17 protein-coding genes and 1 tRNA gene are annotated in these 21,630 nt (G+C 72.4%); 15 read left to right on the top strand and 3 right to left on the bottom strand.

The genetic code is table 11. The features are described from left to right. Positions 1 to 40: 40 nt before the first annotated feature. Positions 41 to 445 carry a DUF6479 family protein gene (locus ACFY0I_RS28295; protein ID WP_388901096.1) on the bottom strand — a complete coding sequence of 135 codons (405 nt, stop codon included), beginning with the start codon at positions 443 to 445 and terminating at the stop codon, positions 41 to 43. 339 nt (positions 446 to 784) lie between these two features. After that, a complete protein-coding gene (locus ACFY0I_RS28290) occupies positions 785 to 1,765 on the bottom strand; it encodes an XdhC family protein (protein ID WP_388901094.1) in 981 nt (326 codons plus the stop codon). A gap of 416 nt (positions 1,766 to 2,181) precedes the next feature. Between ACFY0I_RS28290 and ACFY0I_RS28285 the strand changes: the two genes are divergently transcribed. After that, on the top strand, positions 2,182 to 5,100 hold the full coding sequence (locus tag ACFY0I_RS28285; RefSeq protein WP_388901092.1) for a SpoIIE family protein phosphatase: 2,919 nt from the start codon (positions 2,182 to 2,184) through the stop codon (positions 5,098 to 5,100). 101 nt (positions 5,101 to 5,201) lie between these two features. On the opposite strand, the gene ACFY0I_RS28280 is transcribed toward ACFY0I_RS28285, so the two are convergent. Beyond that, positions 5,202 to 5,273: transfer RNA gene (locus ACFY0I_RS28280), tRNA-Arg, on the bottom strand. 52 nt (positions 5,274 to 5,325) lie between these two features. Here ACFY0I_RS28280 and ACFY0I_RS28275 point away from each other — a divergent pair. The 14 genes from ACFY0I_RS28275 to glyA all read left to right on the top strand — a co-directional run bounded on the left by ACFY0I_RS28275 (position 5,326) and on the right by glyA (position 21,566). Continuing rightward, complete coding sequence (locus ACFY0I_RS28275) at positions 5,326 to 5,850, top strand: response regulator (protein WP_388901126.1); 525 nt, start codon at positions 5,326 to 5,328, stop codon at positions 5,848 to 5,850. A gap of 129 nt (positions 5,851 to 5,979) precedes the next feature. Further along, positions 5,980 to 6,933, top strand: coding sequence for an ArgS-related anticodon-binding protein NrtL (gene nrtL / locus ACFY0I_RS28270; protein WP_388901090.1), 954 nt, complete (start codon positions 5,980 to 5,982; stop codon positions 6,931 to 6,933). 19 nt (positions 6,934 to 6,952) lie between these two features. Then, a complete protein-coding gene (gene lysA / locus ACFY0I_RS28265) occupies positions 6,953 to 8,344 on the top strand; it encodes a diaminopimelate decarboxylase (protein WP_388901088.1) in 1,392 nt (463 codons plus the stop codon). Between the two features lie 156 nt (positions 8,345 to 8,500). Beyond that, positions 8,501 to 9,805, top strand: coding sequence for a homoserine dehydrogenase (locus ACFY0I_RS28260; protein WP_388901087.1), 1,305 nt, complete (start codon positions 8,501 to 8,503; stop codon positions 9,803 to 9,805). Between the two features lie 6 nt (positions 9,806 to 9,811). Beyond that, positions 9,812 to 10,882 carry a threonine synthase gene (gene thrC, locus ACFY0I_RS28255; RefSeq protein WP_388901085.1) on the top strand — a complete coding sequence of 357 codons (1,071 nt, stop codon included), beginning with the start codon at positions 9,812 to 9,814 and terminating at the stop codon, positions 10,880 to 10,882. A 307-nt stretch (positions 10,883 to 11,189) separates the two neighbouring features. Next, complete coding sequence (thrB, locus tag ACFY0I_RS28250) at positions 11,190 to 12,128, top strand: homoserine kinase (protein ID WP_388901084.1); 939 nt, start codon at positions 11,190 to 11,192, stop codon at positions 12,126 to 12,128. Positions 12,129 to 12,557: 429 nt separating this feature from the next. After that, entirely contained in the window at positions 12,558 to 14,708 is a 2,151-nt protein-coding gene (gene rho / locus ACFY0I_RS28245; protein ID WP_388901082.1) for a transcription termination factor Rho, read from the top strand. Between the two features lie 372 nt (positions 14,709 to 15,080). Further along, a complete protein-coding gene (locus ACFY0I_RS28240) occupies positions 15,081 to 16,175 on the top strand; it encodes an LCP family protein (RefSeq protein WP_388901080.1) in 1,095 nt (364 codons plus the stop codon). A gap of 218 nt (positions 16,176 to 16,393) precedes the next feature. Beyond that, positions 16,394 to 16,612, top strand: a complete 219-nt coding sequence (rpmE, locus tag ACFY0I_RS28235; protein ID WP_388901079.1) for a 50S ribosomal protein L31 — start codon at positions 16,394 to 16,396, stop codon at positions 16,610 to 16,612. A gap of 119 nt (positions 16,613 to 16,731) precedes the next feature. Next, a complete protein-coding gene (prfA, locus tag ACFY0I_RS28230) occupies positions 16,732 to 17,811 on the top strand; it encodes a peptide chain release factor 1 (RefSeq protein WP_388901077.1) in 1,080 nt (359 codons plus the stop codon). Between the two features lie 54 nt (positions 17,812 to 17,865). Further along, a complete protein-coding gene (gene prmC / locus ACFY0I_RS28225; protein WP_281209067.1) occupies positions 17,866 to 18,711 on the top strand; it encodes a peptide chain release factor N(5)-glutamine methyltransferase in 846 nt (281 codons plus the stop codon). A gap of 52 nt (positions 18,712 to 18,763) precedes the next feature. Further along, positions 18,764 to 19,411, top strand: a complete 648-nt coding sequence (locus tag ACFY0I_RS28220) for an L-threonylcarbamoyladenylate synthase (RefSeq protein WP_388901075.1) — start codon at positions 18,764 to 18,766, stop codon at positions 19,409 to 19,411. Continuing rightward, positions 19,408 to 20,064: a protein-tyrosine-phosphatase gene (locus ACFY0I_RS28215; RefSeq protein ID WP_388901073.1), complete on the top strand. Its 657-nt coding sequence runs from the start codon at positions 19,408 to 19,410 to the stop codon at positions 20,062 to 20,064. The genes ACFY0I_RS28220 and ACFY0I_RS28215 overlap by 4 nt, the downstream gene beginning before the upstream one ends. Positions 20,065 to 20,336: 272 nt before the next feature. Further along, positions 20,337 to 21,566, top strand: a complete 1,230-nt coding sequence (glyA, locus tag ACFY0I_RS28210; protein ID WP_388901072.1) for a serine hydroxymethyltransferase — start codon at positions 20,337 to 20,339, stop codon at positions 21,564 to 21,566. The last annotated feature ends 64 nt before the right edge of the window (positions 21,567 to 21,630 follow it).

Genomic DNA, 21,630 nt, shown 5'->3' with positions numbered 1-21,630 from the left:
CGGGGGCCGGGCTCGACGGGGCTCGACGGGGTCGGGGGCGTCAGGCGTGTGCGCCGCGTCCGGCGTCCGGCGGGGCTCCGGGCTGGGTGTGCGGGTGGGGACCCTCGACGTGCTGGTGCCCGGACTCCCGCTCGGCGCGGGCCTCGTCCTGGTGGCTGTGGGTGGTGGAGCCGAAGTTGCCGTAGCCCTGCATTTCGTGCGGTCGCAGGCCACCTTCCGGGATCTCCACGGACTCCCGTTCCTCACGGACCTCGTAGACCGCCCCGCCCTCGGGGAGGTGGGGCTGGCTCTCGGCGGTGGGGGGTGCCGGTTCCTGGTTCCGGACCCGCTTGCCCAGGATGAAACCGCCGAGCAGGAAGCCGACCACGATGATTCCGACGACCAGGAACCACGCGATGTCGCTCAGCGCCGTGTCCAGCGCGAGGGTGTTCAGGCTCGTGTTCATACGTCTTATTTTCCCGCATTTGATACGAATTCACGCGGGTGGTGCGAACAATCCGCGAACGTCGCCGCCGGACCGGCGCCCCGGGACGCCCGCCACCGCGTAGGGGCCCCTCCCGCCGGGCCCCCGACCCGCCCGCGCGGATCGGGTAGGCCGGACGGGTGAACGGGCACCGGCGCGGGCACCCACGAGGCCCCGGCACCCGGACGGGACACCCCCTACCGGCACCAGCCGGCAGACCTCAACGGCTTGTCACCCGTCACCCGCGCCCGTTGCCCGTCGCCCGGGGCTCGTCACCTGTCGCCCGTCGCCCGTCACCTGTCGCCCGTCACCTGTCGCCCGTCACCTCAGCGGACCGTCGGAATCCCGCAGCCCCTGCGCGTCCCGCCCGCCGAGCACCCCGAGGATCTCGGCGCAGATGGCCAGGGCCGTCTCGGCCGGCGTCTTGGCACCGAGGTCCAGGCCGATCGGGCCGTGCACCCGGGCCAGCCCGTCCTCACCGACCCCCGCCGCGATCAGCCCGTCCCGGCGCCGCGCGGTCGTTCGCCGCGAGCCGAGGGCGCCGACGTACGGGATCCCGAGCGTCAGGGCCGTCTTCAGGGTCGGCACGTCGAAGTCCGGCTCGTGACTGAGCAGCACCAGACAGGCGGCGTCCCGGTGGTCGCCGAGCACCTTCCCGGCCTCGGCGGCGGTGTGCACGGTGACCGACTCCCACCCCAGCAACGCCGCCTGCTTCCCGATGACCTCGGCCAGCTCCCCGCCCCCGCCGATCACCACGTGCGGCGCGGACGGGTACGCCTCGACGAGCACCAGCCCCGACCCCCCGTACAGCGCGTCCCGCCCGGGCCGACGGGTCCCCAGCAGCTCCCCGGCCCGCCGCTCGGCATCGTCGGCCGGCGTCCCGCCCACCCGTACGACCCGGCTCACGGCGTTCTCGGCGCTCTCGTCCAGCCGGGTCACGAGGGCCACGCCGGCGCCCGTACCGAGCAGCTCCCACCACTCGGCGGGGATCTCCGTCAGCGGCTGGAGCAGCACCTCGGCCTGCCCGCCGCACGTCAACCGGGCCTCCGCGGCCTCGCCCGCGCCCACCGACACCTCGCACACCCGGGCACTGCGCCCCGGCGGCATGGCCCCTGCCTCGGCGACGAGTTCGGCGTCGAACACCCCGCGGTACAGCGCCCCGACGCACTCCCCGCGCGCGTCCACGAGCACCGCCCCGGAAGGATCCCGAGGCCCGAACCCCTGCTCGGTCACGGGCCGTGCCAGGAACCCGGCCCGTCCCTCGGACACCCACTGCCGCGCCGTCTCCGCCAGCTCACGCATGCTCGTCGCCCCATCCTCTACGCGCTCCGTACCCGCAAAGTGCCTGGTCAACGACACAAGGCGGCCTCGCCGACCACCCTACGCACGCCCCCACCCGCACCCCACCCCCCAAATCCCACAGACCCCGCCCCACCCCCTCGTACGGACCACCGGAACCCACGCCCCCGCCCGCCGCCGGGCGCCACCGCGACCCGTACCGCTTGATCGGCGACGGCGGAACTCGCTCACGGCGCGGGGCACTTCGGAAAGACGGCCGGCGCGCCCGCATCCCTGCCGCCGACCATCGCCGCCCGCCCACCCACGGAGTCCCCACGGCGCGCCGCTCCCGGGTTGCGCGTCCCGCGAGCAGGGCATCTTGTGGGGGCGCGATCCGGCTGTTCCCATGGACGTGGCGGCGCGACGGGTCAGGGGGCGGTGTGGGGCGGCTGAAGGTGTCTCGGTGGCGCAAGTCCGGTCACGACCGGCTGTACGTGAACCTGCCGGACGGCGCCGCCGTCGCCTGGGCCGACTGCCGTACGGGCCGGGTGACGGTCCTGGTCGAGGAGCACCGTCAGGAGGCGCTCGCCCTGCTCGGGCGGCATCTGGCGGAGCTCCCGGAGCCGCCCGCTCCGCAGCCCGAAGGCGATCCCCGCCGCCCCGAGGCCGCACCGACGCCCCCCGTACGACCGACCCGCGCACGACCGACCCCCGCACGACCGACTCCCGTACGTCCGCCCCCCGTACGACCGACTACCGCACCGCCGGCCCAAGTCCGACCCGGGCCCGCCTCCCGCGGCGGCCGGGGGAGCACCCGGAGCCTGCCGCCGCTGAGGGCGCCCGACGACCTCGCGCTCAACCGGCCCGGCTCCGGGATACAGGAGATGCTCCGCTCGAAGGGCCCGAGCCGTCTCCGGCGCACGCTGGACCGGCTCCTGCGGCGCGAGACCGAGTGGGACCCCTGGTTCAAGGGGCTGGCCGGCGAGCGCATCGCCGGAGCCGAACTCGACCGACTCAGGTCCCAGGGCTGGAAGGTCCTGCACTCGATCCCCCTCACCCGGGGCGGGGACATCGACCACCTGCTCGTCGGACCGGGAGGGGTCTTCACCGTCAACACCAAGAACTTCGGCGCCAAGTCGATCTGGGTGGGCGACGACATGGTCAAGGTCGACCACGGCCCGGCGCACCCCTACCCGGCCCGGAGCCGGGCCGAGGCGGCGCTCGCCCGCGGCGTCCTGGAGCGGCACTGCCCGTTCCCGGTGGAGGTCGAGCCGGTCCTCGTCTCCGTGGGAGCGCGGGAGATCCCCGGGGCGGCCGGCCCCCTCCGGGTCCGGGCGTACCGGGAAAGGGAGGTCGCCGCCCTGGGCCCCCTCACCGGGCCCCCTCACCGGACGGCTCGCCCCGGAACAGGTCGACATCGTGTACGCGGTCGCCCGCCACCGGAGGGCCTGGCTCGCCGCCTGACCCACGATCCGCGACCACCGGCGCACGACCCCACCGGCGGGGACGACGGCCGGGACCAACCCCCCGCCCCCGAGGTGCGCCGGCGCGGGAGGCGTGCGCAGCATGGGCGTACGCGCACCGCCGGCCGATGGCGGGGAGCCGCCGCGCACCGAGAAAGCAGGCGACCTATGGGCCCGGCCGTTCTCCAGGACCCTGAGGGACTGAAGCAGCTCATCGCCGGCGAGGTGGCATCCCTGCGGACCGCGGCGGCCCGGCGCGCCGGAGTACGCCGCGAGCCGCCCGCCCCGGACCCGCGGCCGCAGGCCGCCGACCAGCAGTGCCCCTGCGGCGGCAGCGACGAACGAGGCCACGGCTGCGGCGAGGCGGCGCAGGAGCACGACCCCTGGGGCTGCGTCTGCGCCACCCTGCCCGCGATCCCGGTGTCGGCGGCCCTGCTCGCGCCCGTCACCGACGACCGCGGCCGCACCGTCGACTTCCGCATCCGCGCGGGCAACCACGTCCGTTCCTCCGCCTGGCTCGACGCCCCCGACCGGCTCGTCGGCGAGCGCCTGCGCGACGTACGACCCGGCGCCGAGGGCGCGGGCCTGCTCGACGCCCTGCGGGACGTCCTGCGCACGGGCCGCGCCCTCAAGGCCCACCCCGTCGACTACACCGAATCGCGCCCCGACGGGCTGCACCGCACGAAACTGCTCTACGACGCCGCCTCCTGCTGCGGCCAGGTCCTCGCCACGTGGCGCCCCGCGCAACAGCCCACCGAACTGCTGTCGCTGGAGGCGCAGCACATCGCCGGCATGGGCTGGGCCCACTTCGACCTGCTGTCCGGCGCCGCGACCTGGTCCGACGGCCTCGCGGCGATCTTCCGTACCGAACCCGGCCGGCCGATGACGCTCACCGACCTGTGCGACACCGTGCCTCCCGGCGACGTCCCCGCGTTCGGACGACTGCTGCGGGCCCTGTTCGACGGCGAGGAACCGCCGGGCCAGGACATCCGCTTCAACGTGCGCGGCGACATCCGTACGCTGCACGTCCTGGGCCGTCCGGTGATCGACGAGTACGCCGCGCCCTGGGCCCTCCACCTCATCGCGCGCGACCTCACCGCGGAGGTCCGCTCCCGCAACCGGCTCGCGGAGACCCGCCGCGAACGCGAACGGCTCCGCGAGCAGGTCGCCGCCGAACGGCGCGTGGCGTCGGTCCTGCGGGAGGCGCTCCTGCCGACCCACTCGACGGAGATCGCCGGCCTGGGATACGCGGTGGCCGCGGCCTACCTGCCCGCGGAACCCCACGCCGCGATCGGCGGCGACTGGTACAAGTGCCGGGCCCTGCCGGACGGCCGGATCCTGCTCGCCGTCGGCGACGCGTGCGGCCACGGCCTGGGGGCCGTCGCCCGGATGGCGCAGCAGCGCCACGCGCTCGCCGGCCTCGCCCACGCGCCGGGCACCGACGCCGGAGACCTGACCACCTGGCTCAACGAGCTGCTGTGCGCCGACCCGTCGGCGGAGACGGCGACCACCGTCATCGGACACATCGACGGCGAACGCCGCCTCACCTGGGCCTGCGCCGGCCACCCCCCGCCCCTGCTGCTCCGCGGCGACGAAGCCACCGTGCTGGACGCCTCGCACCGCGGACCCCTCCTGGGCATGCTGCCGGGCAACCCCTACGCCACCGCCACCCTGCCCCTGAACACCGGGGACCTCGTACTGCTCTACACCGACGGCCTCGTCGAGCGCAGGGACGAGGACATCACGGACAGCATCGCCGAACTCCGCCGCCGCCTGTCCACCTGCGCGGGCCTGAGCGCCCGCGCCACCCTGGACTCCCTGATGGCCTCGTACGAGAAGGACCAACTGGCGGACGACACCTGCCTGGTGGCGGTGGAGGTCCTGGCCCCCACCTGAGCCCCTGCTCGCCGACGCGACAAGCGAGTTGGCCGCGCATACACGAAGACCCCGTCTCAGCGTTGCCGCTGATGGCGGGGTCTTGGGCACTTCCTGCGAAGTGCCCCCGGCAGGATTCGAACCTGCGCACACGGCTCCGGAGGCCGTTGCTCTATCCCCTGAGCTACGGGGGCGTGTCGGTCGCTTTGCGGCGACGGGTTGAACACTACCAGCATCCCCGGGGTGATCAGGAACCGTTTTGGGCGGGACGGGGAGGTCGGTCGCCCGGAGGGGGTGGAAGTGGCGAAAACCCGGACGCGGGGGCGGGGGCGGACCTACTCTCGAGTTGTGCCAGGCGCCTCGGGCCGGGTGCTTGTTGTCGACGACAACAAGGTCATCCGGCAGCTGATCAAGGTCAATCTCGAGCTGGAGGGCTTCGAGGTCGTGACCGCGAACGATGGTGTCGAGTGCCTGGACATCGTCCACCGTGTGGATCCCGACGCGATCACCCTTGATGTGGTCATGCCCCGGCTGGACGGGTTCGGTGCGGCCGCGCAGTTGCGGGCCGATCCGCGGACGCGGCACCTGCCCGTCGCCATCGTGAGCGCCTGTACCCAGTACGAGGTCGAGGCCGGGATCGCCGCCGGGGTCGACGCGTTCGTCGCCAAGCCCTTCGAGCCCGCCGAGCTGGTCCGTGTCGTACGGAGGCTCGTCGAGCGCAGGGACCGGCGCGAGCGGAAGGGGACGCCCGCCGGGAGAGGGCGGGGCTGAGGCCCTTACCCCCTTCTCATCCTCCCCGCCGCGTTCCGCCCCGCGTTCCGGCCCCGCCTTCCCGTCCCCTCTGTTCACATGCCGAAACCCGATGCATGCCCTTCGGGCTTCTCCCCTAGGCTGGGTGTCGTGATCCCCGCCGACCTCTCTCGTGCCGTCGTACGCGCCGTGCGCCGTGCCGTCGAGGACGGGGAACTGGGCGGGACCGTGCCCGCGCGCGTCGTCGTCGAACGGACCCGGCCCGGGGGTGTGGGGGACTACGCCTCGCCGGTCGCCTTCCAGGTCGCCAAGGGCGCCGGGGTCGCACCGGCCCAGGTCGCACGCGTCCTCGCCGGCCGGCTCGCCGCCGAGCCCGGCATCGAGACCGTCGAGGTCACCGGCGCCGGGTTCCTCAACTTCACCCTCGCCACCCGCTCCGCCGCCGCCCTCGTACGGGACGTCCGCGCGCGCGGCATCCGGTACGGCCACGCCCCCGACGGCGAGCTCCGCGCGCGCGTCGTGCGCGACGCCGTCGCCCGGATCCGGTGGAGCCAAGCGGCCGACGCGGACACCCCGCCGGGCGCCGACGCCCCGCCCGCCGTCCCTCCCGCCGCACCCGTCGCCCGGCGCGACGGGGACGTCGTCGCGCGCTACGGAACGGACGCCGCCGCCTGGGCCATGCTCGGAGCCCCGGCGCGCGAGACCCCCTCGTTCACCGCGGGACTCCTCGTGCAGGACGAGTCCAGCGAGCTGTTCCGGGTGCGGTACGCCCACGCCCGCGCCCGCGCGCTCCACCGCAACGCCGCGCACCTCGGGTTCCGGTCCGAGCCGGGCGAGGTGGACGCGCCCGCCCTGCTGGCCGCCCTCGCCGAACACCCCCTCGTCCTCGAAGCCGCCGCGCACCACCGGGCGCCCGAGCGACTCGTGCGGCACCTCGTCACCGTCGCCGACGCGCTGCTCGACTTCCAGTACGACGTCCTGCCCCGGGGAGACGAGAAACCCTCGGCCGCCCACCGTGCCCGGCTGGCACTCGCCGAAGCCGCCGGGACGGTGCTGGCCGGTGGCCTCGCCCTGCTCGGCATGGACGCCCCCGACTTCCTGTGACCCGCGAAGAGAGATTCCGATGAGCCGTTCCGCGCACCCCGCCGGGCCCCGCCACGCCGACGTCCTGCCCGAAGGGCACTACGCGCCGCCGCCCGCCGACCTCAACAAGCTGGACGAGAAGGTCTGGGCCCGCACCGTCACCCGCGACGACGACGGCGTCGCCTGCGTCGGCGGCATCGAAGTGACCCGGCTCGCCGAGGAGTTCGGCACGCCCGCCTACGTCCTCGACGAGGAGGACTTCCGCGCCCGCTGCCGCGCCTGGGCGAACGCCTTCGGCAAGGAAGCGGACGTCTTCTACGCGGGCAAGGCGTTCCTGTCCAAGGCCGTCGTGAAGTGGCTGCGCGAAGAGGGCCTGAACCTGGACGTCTGCTCCGGCGGCGAGCTGTCCACGGCGCTGGCCGCCGAAATGCCCGCCGACCGGATCGCCTACCACGGCAACAACAAGTCCGAGGCGGAGATCCGCCGGGCCGTCGAGGTCGGGGTCGGGCGCATCGTCCTCGACTCCTTCCAGGAGATCGCCCGCGTCGCGCACGTCGCCCGTGAGCTGGGCGTACGCCAGCCCGTGCAGATCCGCGTCACCGTCGGCGTCGAGGCGCACACCCACGAGTTCATCGCGACCGCCCACGAGGACCAGAAGTTCGGCATCGCCGTCGCCGACGGCAGCGCCGCCGAGGCCGTCCGCCGGGCGCTGGGCCACGACAGCCTCGAGCTGCTCGGCGTGCACTCGCACATCGGCTCGCAGATCTTCGACATGGCCGGCTTCGAGGTCTCCGCCAAGCGGGTGATCCGGCTGCTGGCCGCCGTACGCGACGAACACGGCGTCGAGCTCCCCGAGATCGACCTCGGTGGCGGCCTGGGCATCGCCTACACCTCCGCCGACGACCCGCGCGAGCCCCAGGAGATCGCCAAGGCGCTCACCGAGATCGTCGCCCGCGAATGCGAGAGCGCGGGCCTGCGGGCGCCGCGGATCTCCGTCGAGCCGGGCCGGGCCATCGTCGGCCCCACCGCCTTCACCCTCTACGAGGTCGGCACCATCAAGCCCCTCGAAGGGCTGCGGACCTACGTCAGCGTCGACGGCGGCATGTCCGACAACATCCGCACCGCGCTCTACGACGCCGAATACTCGGTCAATCTCGTCTCCCGCGTATCGGATGCCGAACCCATGCTCGTCCGTGTCGTCGGCAAGCACTGCGAGAGCGGTGACATCGTGGTCAAGGACGCGTTCCTGCCGTCCGACCTGGCGCCCGGCGACCTGCTCGCCGTGCCGGCCACCGGCGCCTACTGCAGGTCCATGGCCAGCAATTACAACCACGCGCTCCGTCCGCCCGTCGTCGCCGTGCGCGACGGGCAGGCACGGGTGATCGTCCGCCGCGAGACGGAGGAAGATCTCCTGCGTCTCGACCTCGGATGACCCCCATGTTTCTGGCGGAAGCCCTCAGATCCTGAAAATGGGTGTCTCACTCAATGGACCGAGGATGGAAACTGATGTCCATTGAGTGAGACTGGTTCACACCTGGCGCGTAAACCGCGCGCCGGGAATGCAGAAAGATCGAAAGGCGTAGGTCGAATGATGCGTACGCGTCCGCTGAAGGTGGCGCTGCTGGGCTGTGGAGTGGTCGGCTCAGAGGTGGCGCGCATCATGACGACGCACGCCGACGATCTGACAGCCAGGATCGGTGCGCCGGTCGAGCTCGCCGGTGTCGCCGTGCGTCGCCCCTCCAAGGTCCGTGAGGGCATCGACCCCGCTCTCGTCACCACCGACGCGACCGCCCTCCTCAAACGGGGCGACATCGACGTGGTCATCGAGGTCATCGGTGGCATCGAGCCCGCCCGCACCCTGATCACCACCGCCTTCGAGAACGGCGCGTCCGTCGTGTCCGCGAACAAGGCGCTGCTGGCCCAGGACGGGGCCGCGCTGCACGCCGCCGCCGAGGCGGCCGGGCTGGACCTCTACTACGAGGCCGCCGTCGCCGGCGCCATCCCGCTGGTCCGCCCGATGCGCGAGTCGCTCGCCGGCGACAAGATCAACCGGGTGATGGGCATCGTCAACGGCACGACGAACTTCATCCTCGACAAGATGGACTCGACCGGCGCCGGCTACCAGGAAGCGCTGGACGAGGCCACCGCCCTCGGATACGCGGAGGCCGACCCCACCGCCGACGTCGAGGGCTTCGACGCCGCCGCCAAGGCCGCGATCCTGGCCGGCATCGCCTTCCACACCCGGGTCCGCCTCGACGACGTGTACCGCGAGGGCATGACCGAGGTCAGTGCCGCGGACTTCGCCTCCGCCAAGCGCATGGGCTGCACCATCAAGCTCCTCGCCATCCTGGAGCGCGCCGCCGACGGCCGGTCGGTCACGGCCCGCGTGCACCCGGCGATGATCCCGCTGACCCACCCGCTGGCATCCGTGCGCGAGGCGTACAACGCTGTCTTCGTCGAGGCGGAGGCCGCCGGGCGGCTCATGTTCTACGGTCCCGGCGCCGGTGGCGCGCCGACCGCCTCCGCGGTCCTCGGTGACCTCGTCGCGGTCTGCCGCAACAAGCTCGCGGAGACGAAGGGGCCCGGCGAGTCGGCGTACACCCAGCTGCCGGTCAGCACCATGGGCGACGTCGTCACCCGCTACCACATCAGCCTCGACGTGGCGGACAAGCCGGGCGTCCTCGCCCAGGTGGCGACGACCTTCGCGGAACACGGCGTGTCGATCGACACGGTACGACAGCAAGGACGTCCTGACGGGGTCGGCAACGAAGCCTCCCTCGTGGTCGTCACCCACCGCGCGCACGACGCCGCCCTCTCGGGGACCGTCGAGGCGCTGCGGAAGCTGGACACCGTACGAGGTGTCGCCAGCATCATGCGCGTTGAAGGGGAGTAAGGACCCATGAGCAGCAACCGAACCCACCAGTGGCGCGGGATCATCGAGGAGTACCGGGACCGCCTGCCGGTCACGGCCACGACCCCCGTGGTCACCCTCCGCGAGGGCGGCACGCCCCTCGTCCCCGCCCAGCTGCTCTCCGAGCGCACGGGTTGTGAGGTCCACCTGAAGGTGGAGGGTGCGAACCCCACCGGGTCCTTCAAGGACCGTGGCATGACCATGGCGATCACCAAGGCGAAGGAAGAGGGCGCCAAGGCCGTCATCTGCGCCTCCACGGGCAACACCTCCGCCTCGGCCGCTGCCTACGCGGTGCGCGCCGGCATGGTGTCCGCGGTGCTCGTGCCCCGCGGCAAGATCGCGCTGGGCAAGATGGGCCAGGCCCTCGTGCACGGCGCGAAGATCCTGCAGGTCGACGGCAACTTCGACGACTGCCTGGACCTGGCCCGCGCGCTGTCCGACAACTACCCGGTCGCGCTGGTCAATTCCGTCAACCCGGTGCGCATCGAGGGCCAGAAGACGGCCGCGTTCGAGATCGTGGACGCGCTCGGCGACGCCCCCGACATCCACGTGCTGCCCGTCGGCAACGCCGGCAACATCACCGCGTACTGGAAGGGCTTCAAGGAGTACAAGGCCGACGGCCTGGCCTCCCGTACGCCCCGCGTGTGGGGTTTCCAGGCCTCCGGCTCCGCGCCGATCGTGCGCGGTGAGGTCGTCAAGGAGCCGCACACCATCGCCACCGCGATCCGGATCGGCAACCCGGCCTCCTGGGACTACGCGCTCGCCGCGCGGGACGAGTCCGGCGGGCTCATCGACGAGGTGACGGACCGCCAGATCCTGGCCGCCTACCGGTTGTTGGCCGCACAGGAGGGCGTCTTCGTCGAGCCCGCGTCGGCCGCGTCCGTGGCGGGCCTGCTCAAGGCCGCCGAGGCCGGGCTCGTCGACCCGGGCCAGCGGATCGTGTGCACGGTCACCGGCAACGGCCTCAAGGACCCCGACTGGGCGGTCGCCGGCGCTCCGCAGCCGGTCACCATTCCGGTGGACGCGGAGGCCGCGGCCGTCCGTCTCGGCCTGATCTGACCCGAGCCCCGTCTCGACGCCCCGTTGCCGGATTCCGGAAAGCTTCCGGAATCCGGCAACTCGGCCCGTACGGCACCAAAAGTCAACGGAATTCAGCGGAAGAACGCGACACGCATCGTGCGCCTCCTGTGCGCCCTATGTCGCGAGAGAACCTTCCTTCGATACGCTGTACTTACATCCGCCACCGCGCATATGACGCGGTGCTGCCCCATGGGCCTTCGGGTGTCGTACGTTCTCCAGTACATTCGCAGCGAAGATCCCGCACCGTCACCAGATCTCGCACAGTCACAAGGAGTGTCATCGACCGATGGCAGGTCCAGCGTTCCGCGCCGCCGCCGTACGAGTGCGCGTCCCCGCCAGTAGTGCCAACCTCGGCCCCGGCTTCGATGCCCTCGGCCTGGCCCTGGGGCTCTACGACGACGTGGTCGTCCGCGTCGCCGACTCCGGCCTGAACATCGACATCGCCGGTGAGGGCGCCGACACCCTCCCGCGGGACGAGAGCCACCTCCTCGTACGTTCCATGCGCACCGCCTTCGACCTGCTGGGCGGCCAGCCGCGCGGCCTCGAGGTCGTCTGCGCCAACCGCATCCCGCACGGTCGCGGCCTCGGTTCCTCCTCCGCCGCGATCTGCGCCGGCATCGTCGCCGCCCGCGCCGTGACCATAGGCGGCGAGACGCGGCTCGACGACGCGGCGCTGCTGGAGCTCGCCACGGAGATCGAGGGACACCCCGACAACGTCGCCGCCTGTCTGCTCGGCGGCTTCACCCTGGCCTGGATGGACGGGGGCAGTGCCAAGGCGATCCGTATGGACCCTGCGGATTCCATCGTTCCGGTGGTCTTCGTCCCGTCCAAGCCGGTCCTGACCGAGACCGCGCGGGGACTGCTGCCGCGCAGCGTCCCGCACGTGGACGCGGCGGCGAACGCGGGCCGTGCGGGCCTGCTCGTGGAGGCCCTGACCAGGCGTCCCGAGTTCCTGCTGCCCGCCACCGAGGACCGGCTGCACCAGGAGTACCGGGCTCCGGCGATGCCCGAGAGCGTGGCACTCGTGAACCGGCTGCGGGCGGACGGCATCCCCGCGGTCATCTCCGGCGCGGGCCCCACGGTCCTCGCGCTGGTCGACAACGACGCGGCCGACAAGGTCGCGCGGCTCGCCGGCGAGGGGTGGGCGGCCAATCGGCTCGCACTCGACGCCGCGGGCGCGAGCGTCCTTCCGCTGGGCACCCAGGGAGCCCAGTCCGTGTCCTAGTGACACGGCCCTCCGGGGCGGGCGGCCAGGGCAGGCCGGGCCGCTCCGGACGGGGCGACAGCCGGTGATTGAGAGGGGGAATATCTGTTGGATCCGGTAGTGTTAGTCTCAAGTGCGCATCCGAAGCCGCCATGGCTCGGTGCTCAGTGTCCCCATCCGGGACCACCTTTCTTCCGGGAGCCTCCCCGACTGCTTTGATCGCTGCCAGCAGTTTCGAGCACGCTCCGGAATCGGCGTGACATTCCCACGCTTCCAGCTCGGGGGCTTCTCGCCGGAACCACCCATGCACGTTTCTCTCCGCCGTATCTCTATCGGCGGACCACCGCCCCGGCCGCGGCCCATGACCCATCAGGTCCTGGTCCGTTGTCGGACAGCACAACCGGTCGCCGAGCCAGACAGGCCGACGTCCGCTCCAGGGAAGGACCCTTCGTGAGCGACACCACCGATCTGATGGGCGCTGCCGACACCAACGTCGACACCAGTGCCCCCGCCGCGGGCGCCGCGCCCAAGCGTCGCCGCTCCGGCACCGGCCTCGACGGCATGGTCCTGGCCGAGCTTCAGCAGGTCGCGTCGGGCCTTGGAATCAGGGGCACCGCGCGGATGCGCAAGAGCCAGCTGATCGAGGTCATCAAGGAGGCCCAGGGCGGCGGCAGCGCCCCCAAGGCCGCGGCTCCCGCCGCCGACGCCGCCGAGGCCAAGCCGAAGCGCCGCGCCACCAGCAAGGCCCGCACGGGTGAGACCGCCGTGCAGGCGCCCGCCGAGAAGGCGGCCGACAAGCCCGCCGTCCAGGCGCAGATCGACATCCCCGGCCAGCCGGCAGGGGGCCCCTCCCGCGCGAGCGAAGCCGAGCGCGGGGGAGAGGACGCGCCTGTCGGCGAGCGCCGTCGGCGCCGCGCCACCGCGCCCTCCGGCAGCCCGGAGGTGACGGCCCCGGCCGTCGTGCAGGTCGAGCAGAAGACCGAGACCGCTGAGGCCGCGCAGTCGGAGACCAAGGCCGAGGCCGCCACCGTCGCCGCCCAGGGGCAGTCCCCGGAGGCCGGCGAGGGCCGTACCCGCCGTGACCGTCGCGACCGCGGCGAGCGCGGTGAGCGTGGCGAACGCGGCGACCGCCAGCAGGGCCGTCGCGAGCGCGGCGCCAAGGCCGACGACCAGGGCCAGGGCCAGAACCAGGGCCAGGGCCAGGGCGGCGGTCGTCAGGACCGTGCCGAGCGCCAGGACCGCGCCGACCGTCAGCAGCAGGGCGGCCGCGGCCAGGGCCAGGGCCAGGGTCAGGGCCAGCAGGGTCAGCAGCAGGGCCGGCAGGACCGTCAGGACAACGGCCCGCAGGACGACTTCGACGGCGAGGACGGTCGTCGCGGCCGTCGTGGCCGCTACCGCGACCGCCGGGGCCGTCGTGGCCGCGACGAGTTCGCGCCGGCCGAGCCGCAGGTCGCCGACGACGACGTCCTGATCCCCGTCGCGGGCATCCTCGACATCCTCGACAACTACGCGTTCATCCGGACCTCGGGCTACCTGCCCGGCCCGAACGACGTGTACGTCTCCCTCGCCCAGGTCCGCAAGGCCGGTCTGCGCAAGGGTGACCACACCACCGGTGCCGTGCGCCAGCCCAAGGACGGCGAGCGCCGCGAGAAGTTCAACGCGCTGGTGCGCCTGGACTCCGTCAACGGCATGGCGCCCGAATCCGGCCGCGGCCGGCCGGAGTTCCAGAAGCTGACCCCGCTGTACCCGCAGGACCGGCTCCGTCTGGAGACCGACCCGGGCGTGCTGACCACCCGCATCATCGACCTCGTGTCGCCGATCGGTAAGGGCCAGCGAGGCCTGATCGTGGCCCCGCCGAAGACCGGCAAGACCATGATCATGCAGGCGATCGCCAACGCGATCACCGTCAACAACCCCGAGTGCCACCTGATGGTCGTCCTGGTCGACGAGCGTCCGGAAGAGGTCACCGACATGCAGCGGTCGGTCAAGGGCGAGGTCATCTCCTCGACCTTCGACCGTCCGGCCGAGGACCACACCACCGTCGCCGAGCTGGCCATCGAGCGCGCCAAGCGCCTCGTCGAGCTGGGTCACGACGTGGTCGTCCTGCTGGACTCCATCACCCGTCTGGGCCGCGCGTACAACCTCGCCGCCCCCGCCTCCGGCCGCATCCTGTCCGGTGGTGTCGACTCGACCGCGCTGTACCCGCCGAAGCGCTTCTTCGGTGCCGCGCGCAACATCGAGGACGGCGGTTCGCTGACCATCCTGGCCACCGCGCTGGTCGACACCGGCTCGCGCATGGACGAGGTGATCTTCGAGGAGTTCAAGGGCACCGGCAACATGGAGCTCAAGCTCGACCGCAAGCTCGCCGACAAGCGCATCTTCCCGGCCGTCGACGTCGACCCGTCGGGCACCCGCAAGGAGGAGATCCTCCTCAACGCGGAGGAGCTCGCCATCGTCTGGAAGCTGCGCCGGGTGCTGCACGCGCTCGACTCGCAGCAGGCGATCGAGCTGCTGCTCGACAAGATGAAGCAGACGAAGTCGAACGCCGAGTTCCTGATGCAGATCGCGAAGACCACGCCGGCGGGCAAGAACGACGACTGACCGCCGCCCTCGGGCTCCGCACCAACGGGACCGCCCCCACCGCTACCGCGGCGGGGGCGGTCCCGCGTTCGTGGTGCGGGCGTGAGCCCCGCCGCGTGCGTGACCCGTACGTCACCCGGTGCGACCTTCGCCACATTCGTACCGTCCGGCGGGAGATCGGACCGGCCGCGCGGACCCCTGGGAAACCGCAGGTAAGGAGTTTCTCCACGCCCCGTTCGTCCGCAGATGTCCCCCCGGGCTCCGCGCGGCCGGGGCGGTTGGGCGCCGGCGCGGGCCGTGGAACCCTGGGGGCCGCTCCGCCGTCTGAGTGAGGGGACAGCGGGAAGGCGTGCCGTACGGACGGCGTACCGGAGGCAGGGGACTGAGGAGAGCATGAGCGAGGACAGCAGGGGTCGCGGCCGTCGTGCCGGGACCCGGCGGCGCAAACCGCCGCGGCGCAAGGGCCTCACCGTGGCCGCATGGACCGCCGCCGGCGTGGTCCTGCTGGGCGGTACCGGCCTCGGCTACGTCTACTTCAAGTTCAACGGCAACCTGAAGAGCGTCGACATCGACCAGGCGCTCGGCGCGGACCGCCCGGCCAACGTCGACAACGGATCGATGGACATCCTGGTCCTGGGCTCCGACTCGCGCGGCGGCGCCAACGGCGAGTACGGCAAGGACGACGGCGGGTCCGCCCGCTCCGACACCGCGATGATCGTCCACCTCTACGAGGGCCACCAGAAGGCGAGCGTCATATCGATCCCGCGCGACACCATGGCCCCGCGCCCCAGCTGCGCCACCGCCAAGGGGAAGACCGACCCGGGTAGTTCGCGCTCGCAGTTCAACGAGGCGTTCACCATCGGCGGGGCCGCCTGTGCGGTCAAGACCGTCGAGAAGATGTCGGGGATCCGCATGGACCACTACATCGAGGTCGACTTCACCGGCTTCAAGAAGATCATCGACAACCTCGGCGGCGTCGAGGTGACGACGACGAAGCCCATCAAGGACGACTACAGCCACCTCGACCTCCCGCCCGGCACCAACAAGCTCAACGGGGAGCAGGCCCTCGGTCTCGTCCGCACCCGCAAGAGCGTCGGCGACGGCGGCGACCTCGGTCGAATACAGCTCCAGCAGGCCTTCATGAAGGCGCTGATCAAGCAGGTCAAGGGCATCGGGGTGTTCGACAACCCCAAGAGGCTGCTCGGCCTCGCCGACTCCGCGACCAAGGCGATCACCACCGACCGGGCGCTCGGCGACGTGAAGTCCCTCATGGGCTTCGCTCAGGGACTCCAGGGCATCGACTCCGAGGACATGAACATGATCACCCTGCCGGTGACCACGGACCCGCGGGACGCGAACCGGGTCGTGCCGCTCACCAAGGAGTCCAAGATGGTCTGGGACGCGCTGCTCGCGGACCGGCCGATTCCCGCCGAGGCCACCGCCGCGTCCGTGGGGGACAAGGGCGCCGCGGCCGGGATCGTCCGCTAGCGGGGGAGTCGCGGCAGGCTCGTACGGTCGACCCGGAGGCGGCCGGGATTCCGGCCCGGAGCCGGCCGGAATAGATGCCGGCCCCGTGCCGTTGAGGGGAGCGTCCTCAGAATTTTGACAGGCGGCCCGGTCCTGGCAGACTGGTCTGTCGGCCCCGGTTCACGCAGTGCGCAATTCGGCTCCTGCGACCCGGCGCCCTCCCGAAACTAGGAGACACCTTGAAGCGCGAAGTTCACCCCGAGTACGTCGAGACCCAGGTCAGCTGCACCTGTGGCGCGTCGTTCACCACCCGTAGCACCCTGACCGAGGGCACCATCCGTGCCGAGGTCTGCTCCGAGTGCCACCCGTTCTACACGGGCAAGCAGAAGATCCTCGACACCGGTGGCCGTGTGGCCCGCTTCGAGGCCCGCTTCGGCAAGGGTTCGGCCCAGAAGTAGCGCGACCCAGGCGCCGGTCACCGGCCGCCCCCTGACCACGCGGGGGCGGCCGGACCGGCGCCTTTGTCGTCGCCCAGCCACGCCAGCCCCATTTTTGACTTTCACCACAGGAGCCCCCGATGTTCGAGGCGGTCGAGGAACTGGTCGGCGAGCACGCCGACCTTGAGAAGAAGCTCGCCGACCCGTCGGTCCACTCCGATCAGGCCAACGCGCGCAAGCTGAACAAGCGCTACGCGGAGCTGACCCCGATCGTGGCGACCTTCCGCGCCTGGAAGCAGTCGACCGAGGACATCGAGACGGCCAAGGAGTTCGCGGCCGACGACCCCGACTTCCACGCCGAGGTCAAGGAACTGAGCGCCCAGCGCGAAGAGCTCACCGAGAAGCTCCGCCTGCTGCTCGTTCCCCGCGACCCCAGTGACGACAAGGACGTGCTCCTCGAGGTCAAGGCCGGAGCCGGCGGCGACGAGTCCGCCCTCTTCGCCGGGGACCTGCTGCGCATGTACCTGCGCTACGCCGAGCGCGTGGGCTGGAAGACCGAGATCATCGACGCCACCGAGTCCGAGCTCGGCGGCTACAAGGACGTCCAGGTCTCCGTCCGCACCAAGGGCGGCAACGGGGCGACCGAGCCCGGCCAGGGCGTGTGGGCCCGCCTGAAGTACGAGGGCGGCGTGCACCGCGTCCAGCGCGTGCCGGCCACCGAGTCCCAGGGCCGCATCCACACCTCCGCCGCCGGCGTGCTCGTCACCCCGGAAGCCGAGGAGGTCGAGGTCGAGATCAACATGAACGACCTCCGCATCGACGTGTACCGCTCCTCCGGCCCCGGCGGCCAGTCCGTCAACACCACCGACTCGGCCGTGCGCATCACGCACCTGCCGACCGGTGTGGTCGCCTCCTGCCAGAACGAGAAGAGCCAGCTCCAGAACAAGGAGCAGGCCATGCGCATCCTGCGGTCGCGCCTGCTGGCCGCCGCCCAGGAAGCCGCCGAGCAGGAAGCGTCCGACGTGCGCCGCAGCCAGGTGCGCAGTGTGGACCGGTCCGAGAAGATCCGTACGTACAACTACCCGGAAAACCGGATCTCGGACCACCGGACCGGGTTCAAGGCGTACAACTTGGACCAGGTGCTCGACGGCGACCTCGACTCGGTCATCCAGGCCTGTGTCGATACGGATTCCGCTGCCAAGCTCGCCGCCGCGCACTGATTCCCGCCTGATTCCCGCACCACCCCCCGTACGACAGCAGCCCGGAGGACCAGCGTGAACTTGCTGCTTGCCGAGGTGGCCCAGGCCACCCAGCGGCTGGCCGCCGCCGGCGTGCCCTCACCGCGCTTCGACGCGGAGGAGCTCGCGGCCTTCGTGCACGGCGTCAAGCGGGGGGAACTGCACCACGTCAAGGACGCGGACTTCGACGCCCGCTACTGGGAGGCCGTCGCCCGCCGCGAGGCGCGCGAGCCGCTCCAGCACATCACCGGCCGTGCGTTCTTCCGCTACCTGGAGCTCCAGGTCGGACCCGGGGTGTTCGTGCCCCGGCCCGAGACCGAGTCGGTCGTGGACTGGGCCATACAGGCCGTCCGGGCGATGGACGTCGTCGAGCCGCTGATCGTGGACCTGTGCACCGGCTCCGGGGCCATCGCCCTTGCCATGGCCCAGGAGGTGCCGCGCTCGCGCGTGCACGCCGTGGAGCTGTCCGAGGACGCCCTGCGGTGGACCCGCAAGAACGCCGAGGGCTCCCGGGTCACCGTCCACCAGGGCGACGCGCTGAGCGCGCTGCCCGAGCTGGACGGGCAGGTCGACCTGGTCATCTCCAACCCGCCGTACATCCCGCTCACCGAGTGGGAGTACGTCGCCCCCGAGGCCCGGGACCACGATCCCGAGATGGCGCTCTTCTCCGGGGAGGACGGCCTCGACACCATCCGCGGGATCGAGCGCACCGCCCACCGGCTGCTGCGACCCGGCGGGATCGTGGTGATCGAGCACGCCGACACCCAGGGCGGCCAGGTGCCGTGGATCTTCGCCGACGAGCGTGGCTGGGCGGACTCGGCGGACCACCCCGACCTGAACAACCGGCCGCGCTTCGCGACCGCCCGCAAGGCCCTGCCGTGACCCGCACGACCCCCACCCCCGACACCACCCCGCTGCACGAGGAGGCCCGCTGATGGCCCGGCGATACGACTGCAACGACGCGACGGACCGCAAGACGGGCCTGCGCGAAGCCGCATCCGCCGTGCGCCGCGGCGAGCTCGTCGTGCTGCCCACCGACACCCTGTACGGGATCGGTGCGGACGCCTTCAGCGCCGAGGCCGTCGGCGACCTGCTCGCCGCCAAGGGCCGGGGCCGCAACATGCCCACGCCCGTGCTCATCGGCTCCCCGAACACCCTGCACGGGCTGGTCACCGACTTCTCCGAGCAGGCGTGGGAGCTCGTCGACGCCTTCTGGCCGGGCGGGCTGACCCTGGTCGCCAAGCACCAGCCGTCGCTGGCGTGGGACCTCGGCGAGACCCACGGGACGGTCGCCGTGCGCATGCCGCTGCACCCCGTCGCGATCGAGCTGCTGACCGAGGTCGGTCCGATGGCGGTGTCCTCGGCGAACCTGTCCGGGCACCCGGCGCCCGAGGACTGCGACGCGGCGCGCGAGATGCTCGGCGACTCCGTGTCCGTGTACCTGGACGGCGGGCCGACCCCGAACACGCTGCCCTCGTCGATCGTCGACGTCACCGGGAAGGTTCCCGTCCTGCTGCGCGAGGGGGCCCTGACCGCCGAGCAGCTGCGGGAGGTCGTACCCGACCTCGAGGTGGCCCCGTGAGCCCTCAGGGGCGTGGCATAGCAAGCGGGCCCTTTCCGGCGGCGGCTTCGGGCTCGGCCTTCCGCATACTCCACGTCAGCACGGGCAACGTGTGCCGCTCGCCCATCACCGAGCGGCTGACGCGGCACGCCCTGTCGCACCGGCTGGGCGGCATCCCGGCCGGTGACCTCATCGTGGAGAGCGCCGGTACGTGGGGCCACGAGGGTGCGCCGATGGAGGCCAACGCCGCCGCCGTCCTCGCGGACTTCGGGGCGGACGCCTCCGGTTTCACCGGGCGCGAGCTGCTGGACGAGCACGTCATACGCGCCGACCTGGTGCTGACCGCCACCCGGGACCACCGGGCCCAGGTCATCTCGATGGGGCACTCGGCGGGGCTGCGGACCTTCACGCTGAAGGAGTTCACCCGGCTGGTGCGGGCCATAGACCCGGCCACGCTGCCCCCGCTGGACGACGGCATGGCGGAGCGGGCGCGGGCCCTGGTACGGGCGGCCGCGGCGCTGCGCGGCTGGCTGCTGGCGCCTTCCCCCGACGCGGACGAGGTCTACGACCCGTACGGCGCCCCGATCACCTTCTTCCGCTCGATCGGCGACGAGATCAACCAGGCGCTGGACCCGGTGGTCACGGCCCTGACGGGCGTCACCGCCTCGCGCTAAGCGCTCGACGGCCGCAGGCCGGCGCAGCGGGCCGACGCCCGGGCGGCCCCGGGGGCCGAGCGGTGCGAGGGGCGCATCGGGAGCGGGGCTCAACCAGGCGCCGGACCCGGTGGTCACGGCCCTGACGGGCGTCACCGCCCCGCGCCGAGCGGCCCTGACGGGCGTCACCGCCCCGGCGCCGAGCGGGCGTACGCGGGTCGGGGGCGTGCGGGGGGCGAGGTGGGCCGGGCGCGCCTACAGTGGCTGTACCCCGGTACCCCTGGAGTTCTGCCATGAGCGTGATCACGCAGCCGACGGACCTGCTCCGGCAGCAGGACCCGCAGATGGCCGATGTACTCGCGGGTGAGGCCCGGCGCCAGGCGGAGACGCTCCAGCTGAGCGCCGCCGAGAACTTCACCTCCGGCGCCGTCCTCGCCGCACTCGGCTCCGCGCTCGCCAACAAGTACGCCGAGGGCTATCCCGGCGCCCGCCACCACGGCGGCTGCGAGTACGCGGACCTGGCCGAAACCATCGCGGTGGACCGGGCCAAGGCGCTCTTCGGCGTCGAGCACGCGAACGTACAACCGCATTCCGGATCCTCCGCCGTGCTGGCCGCCTACGCAGCGCTGCTGCGACCCGGCGACACGGTCCTGGCCATGGGATTGCCGTACGGCGGGCACCTGACGCACGGCTCGCCCGCCAACTTCTCCGGCCGCTGGTTCGACTTCGTCGGGTACGGGGTGGATTCCGAAACCGGGCTCATCGACTACGAGCAGGTGCAGGAGCTGGCGCGAACGCATCGCCCCAAGGCCATCGTCTGCGGCTCGATCTCCTACCCCCGCCACCCCGAGTACTCGGCCTTCCGCGAGATCGCCGACGAGGTGGGCGCCTTCCTCATCGCCGACGCCGCCCACCCGATCGGGCTCGTCGCGGGCGGCGCGGCGCCCAGCCCCGTTCCGTACGCCGACCTCGTCTGCGCGACCACGCACAAGGTGCTCCGCGGGCCGCGCGGCGGAATGATCCTGTGCGGGGCGGAGTTCGCCGAGCGCGTCGACCGGGCGGTGTTCCCCTTCACCCAGGGCGGCGCCCAGATGCACACCATCGCCGCGAAGGCGGTGGCCTTCGGAGAGGCGGCCGGCCCGGCCTACGCCGGCTACGCGCACCGGGTCGTCGCCAACGCGCGCGTGCTCGCCCGGGCTCTGGAGGAGCGCGGCTTCGCCGTCACGACCGGCGGCACCGACACCCACCTGATCACCGCCGACCCGGCGCCGCTCGCCGCCGACGGTCCGACCGCGCGGGGCCGGCTCGCCGCCGCCGGGATCGTCCTCGACACCTGCGCCCTTCCGTACGGGGACCAGCGCGGCATCCGCCTCGGCACCGCCGCGGTCACCACGCTGGGCATGGGGGAGTCCGAGATGATCCGGATCGCGGACCTGTTCGCCGCCGCGTTGCGCGGGGAGAGCGCGGGCATCCGTACGGAGGTCGCCGACCTGACCCGAGGATTTCCCCCGTACGGGGCGTAACCGGGAGAAGAAGGGCGTACCGCAACCGGGGAGGGCCCTTACCGCGTCCTCTTCACCGGTGACA

This window comes from Streptomyces sp. NPDC001568 (assembly GCF_042893755.1).
Lineage (GTDB): Bacteria > Actinomycetota > Actinomycetes > Streptomycetales > Streptomycetaceae > Streptomyces.
This window is presented reverse-complemented; position numbering and strand designations above follow the sequence as displayed.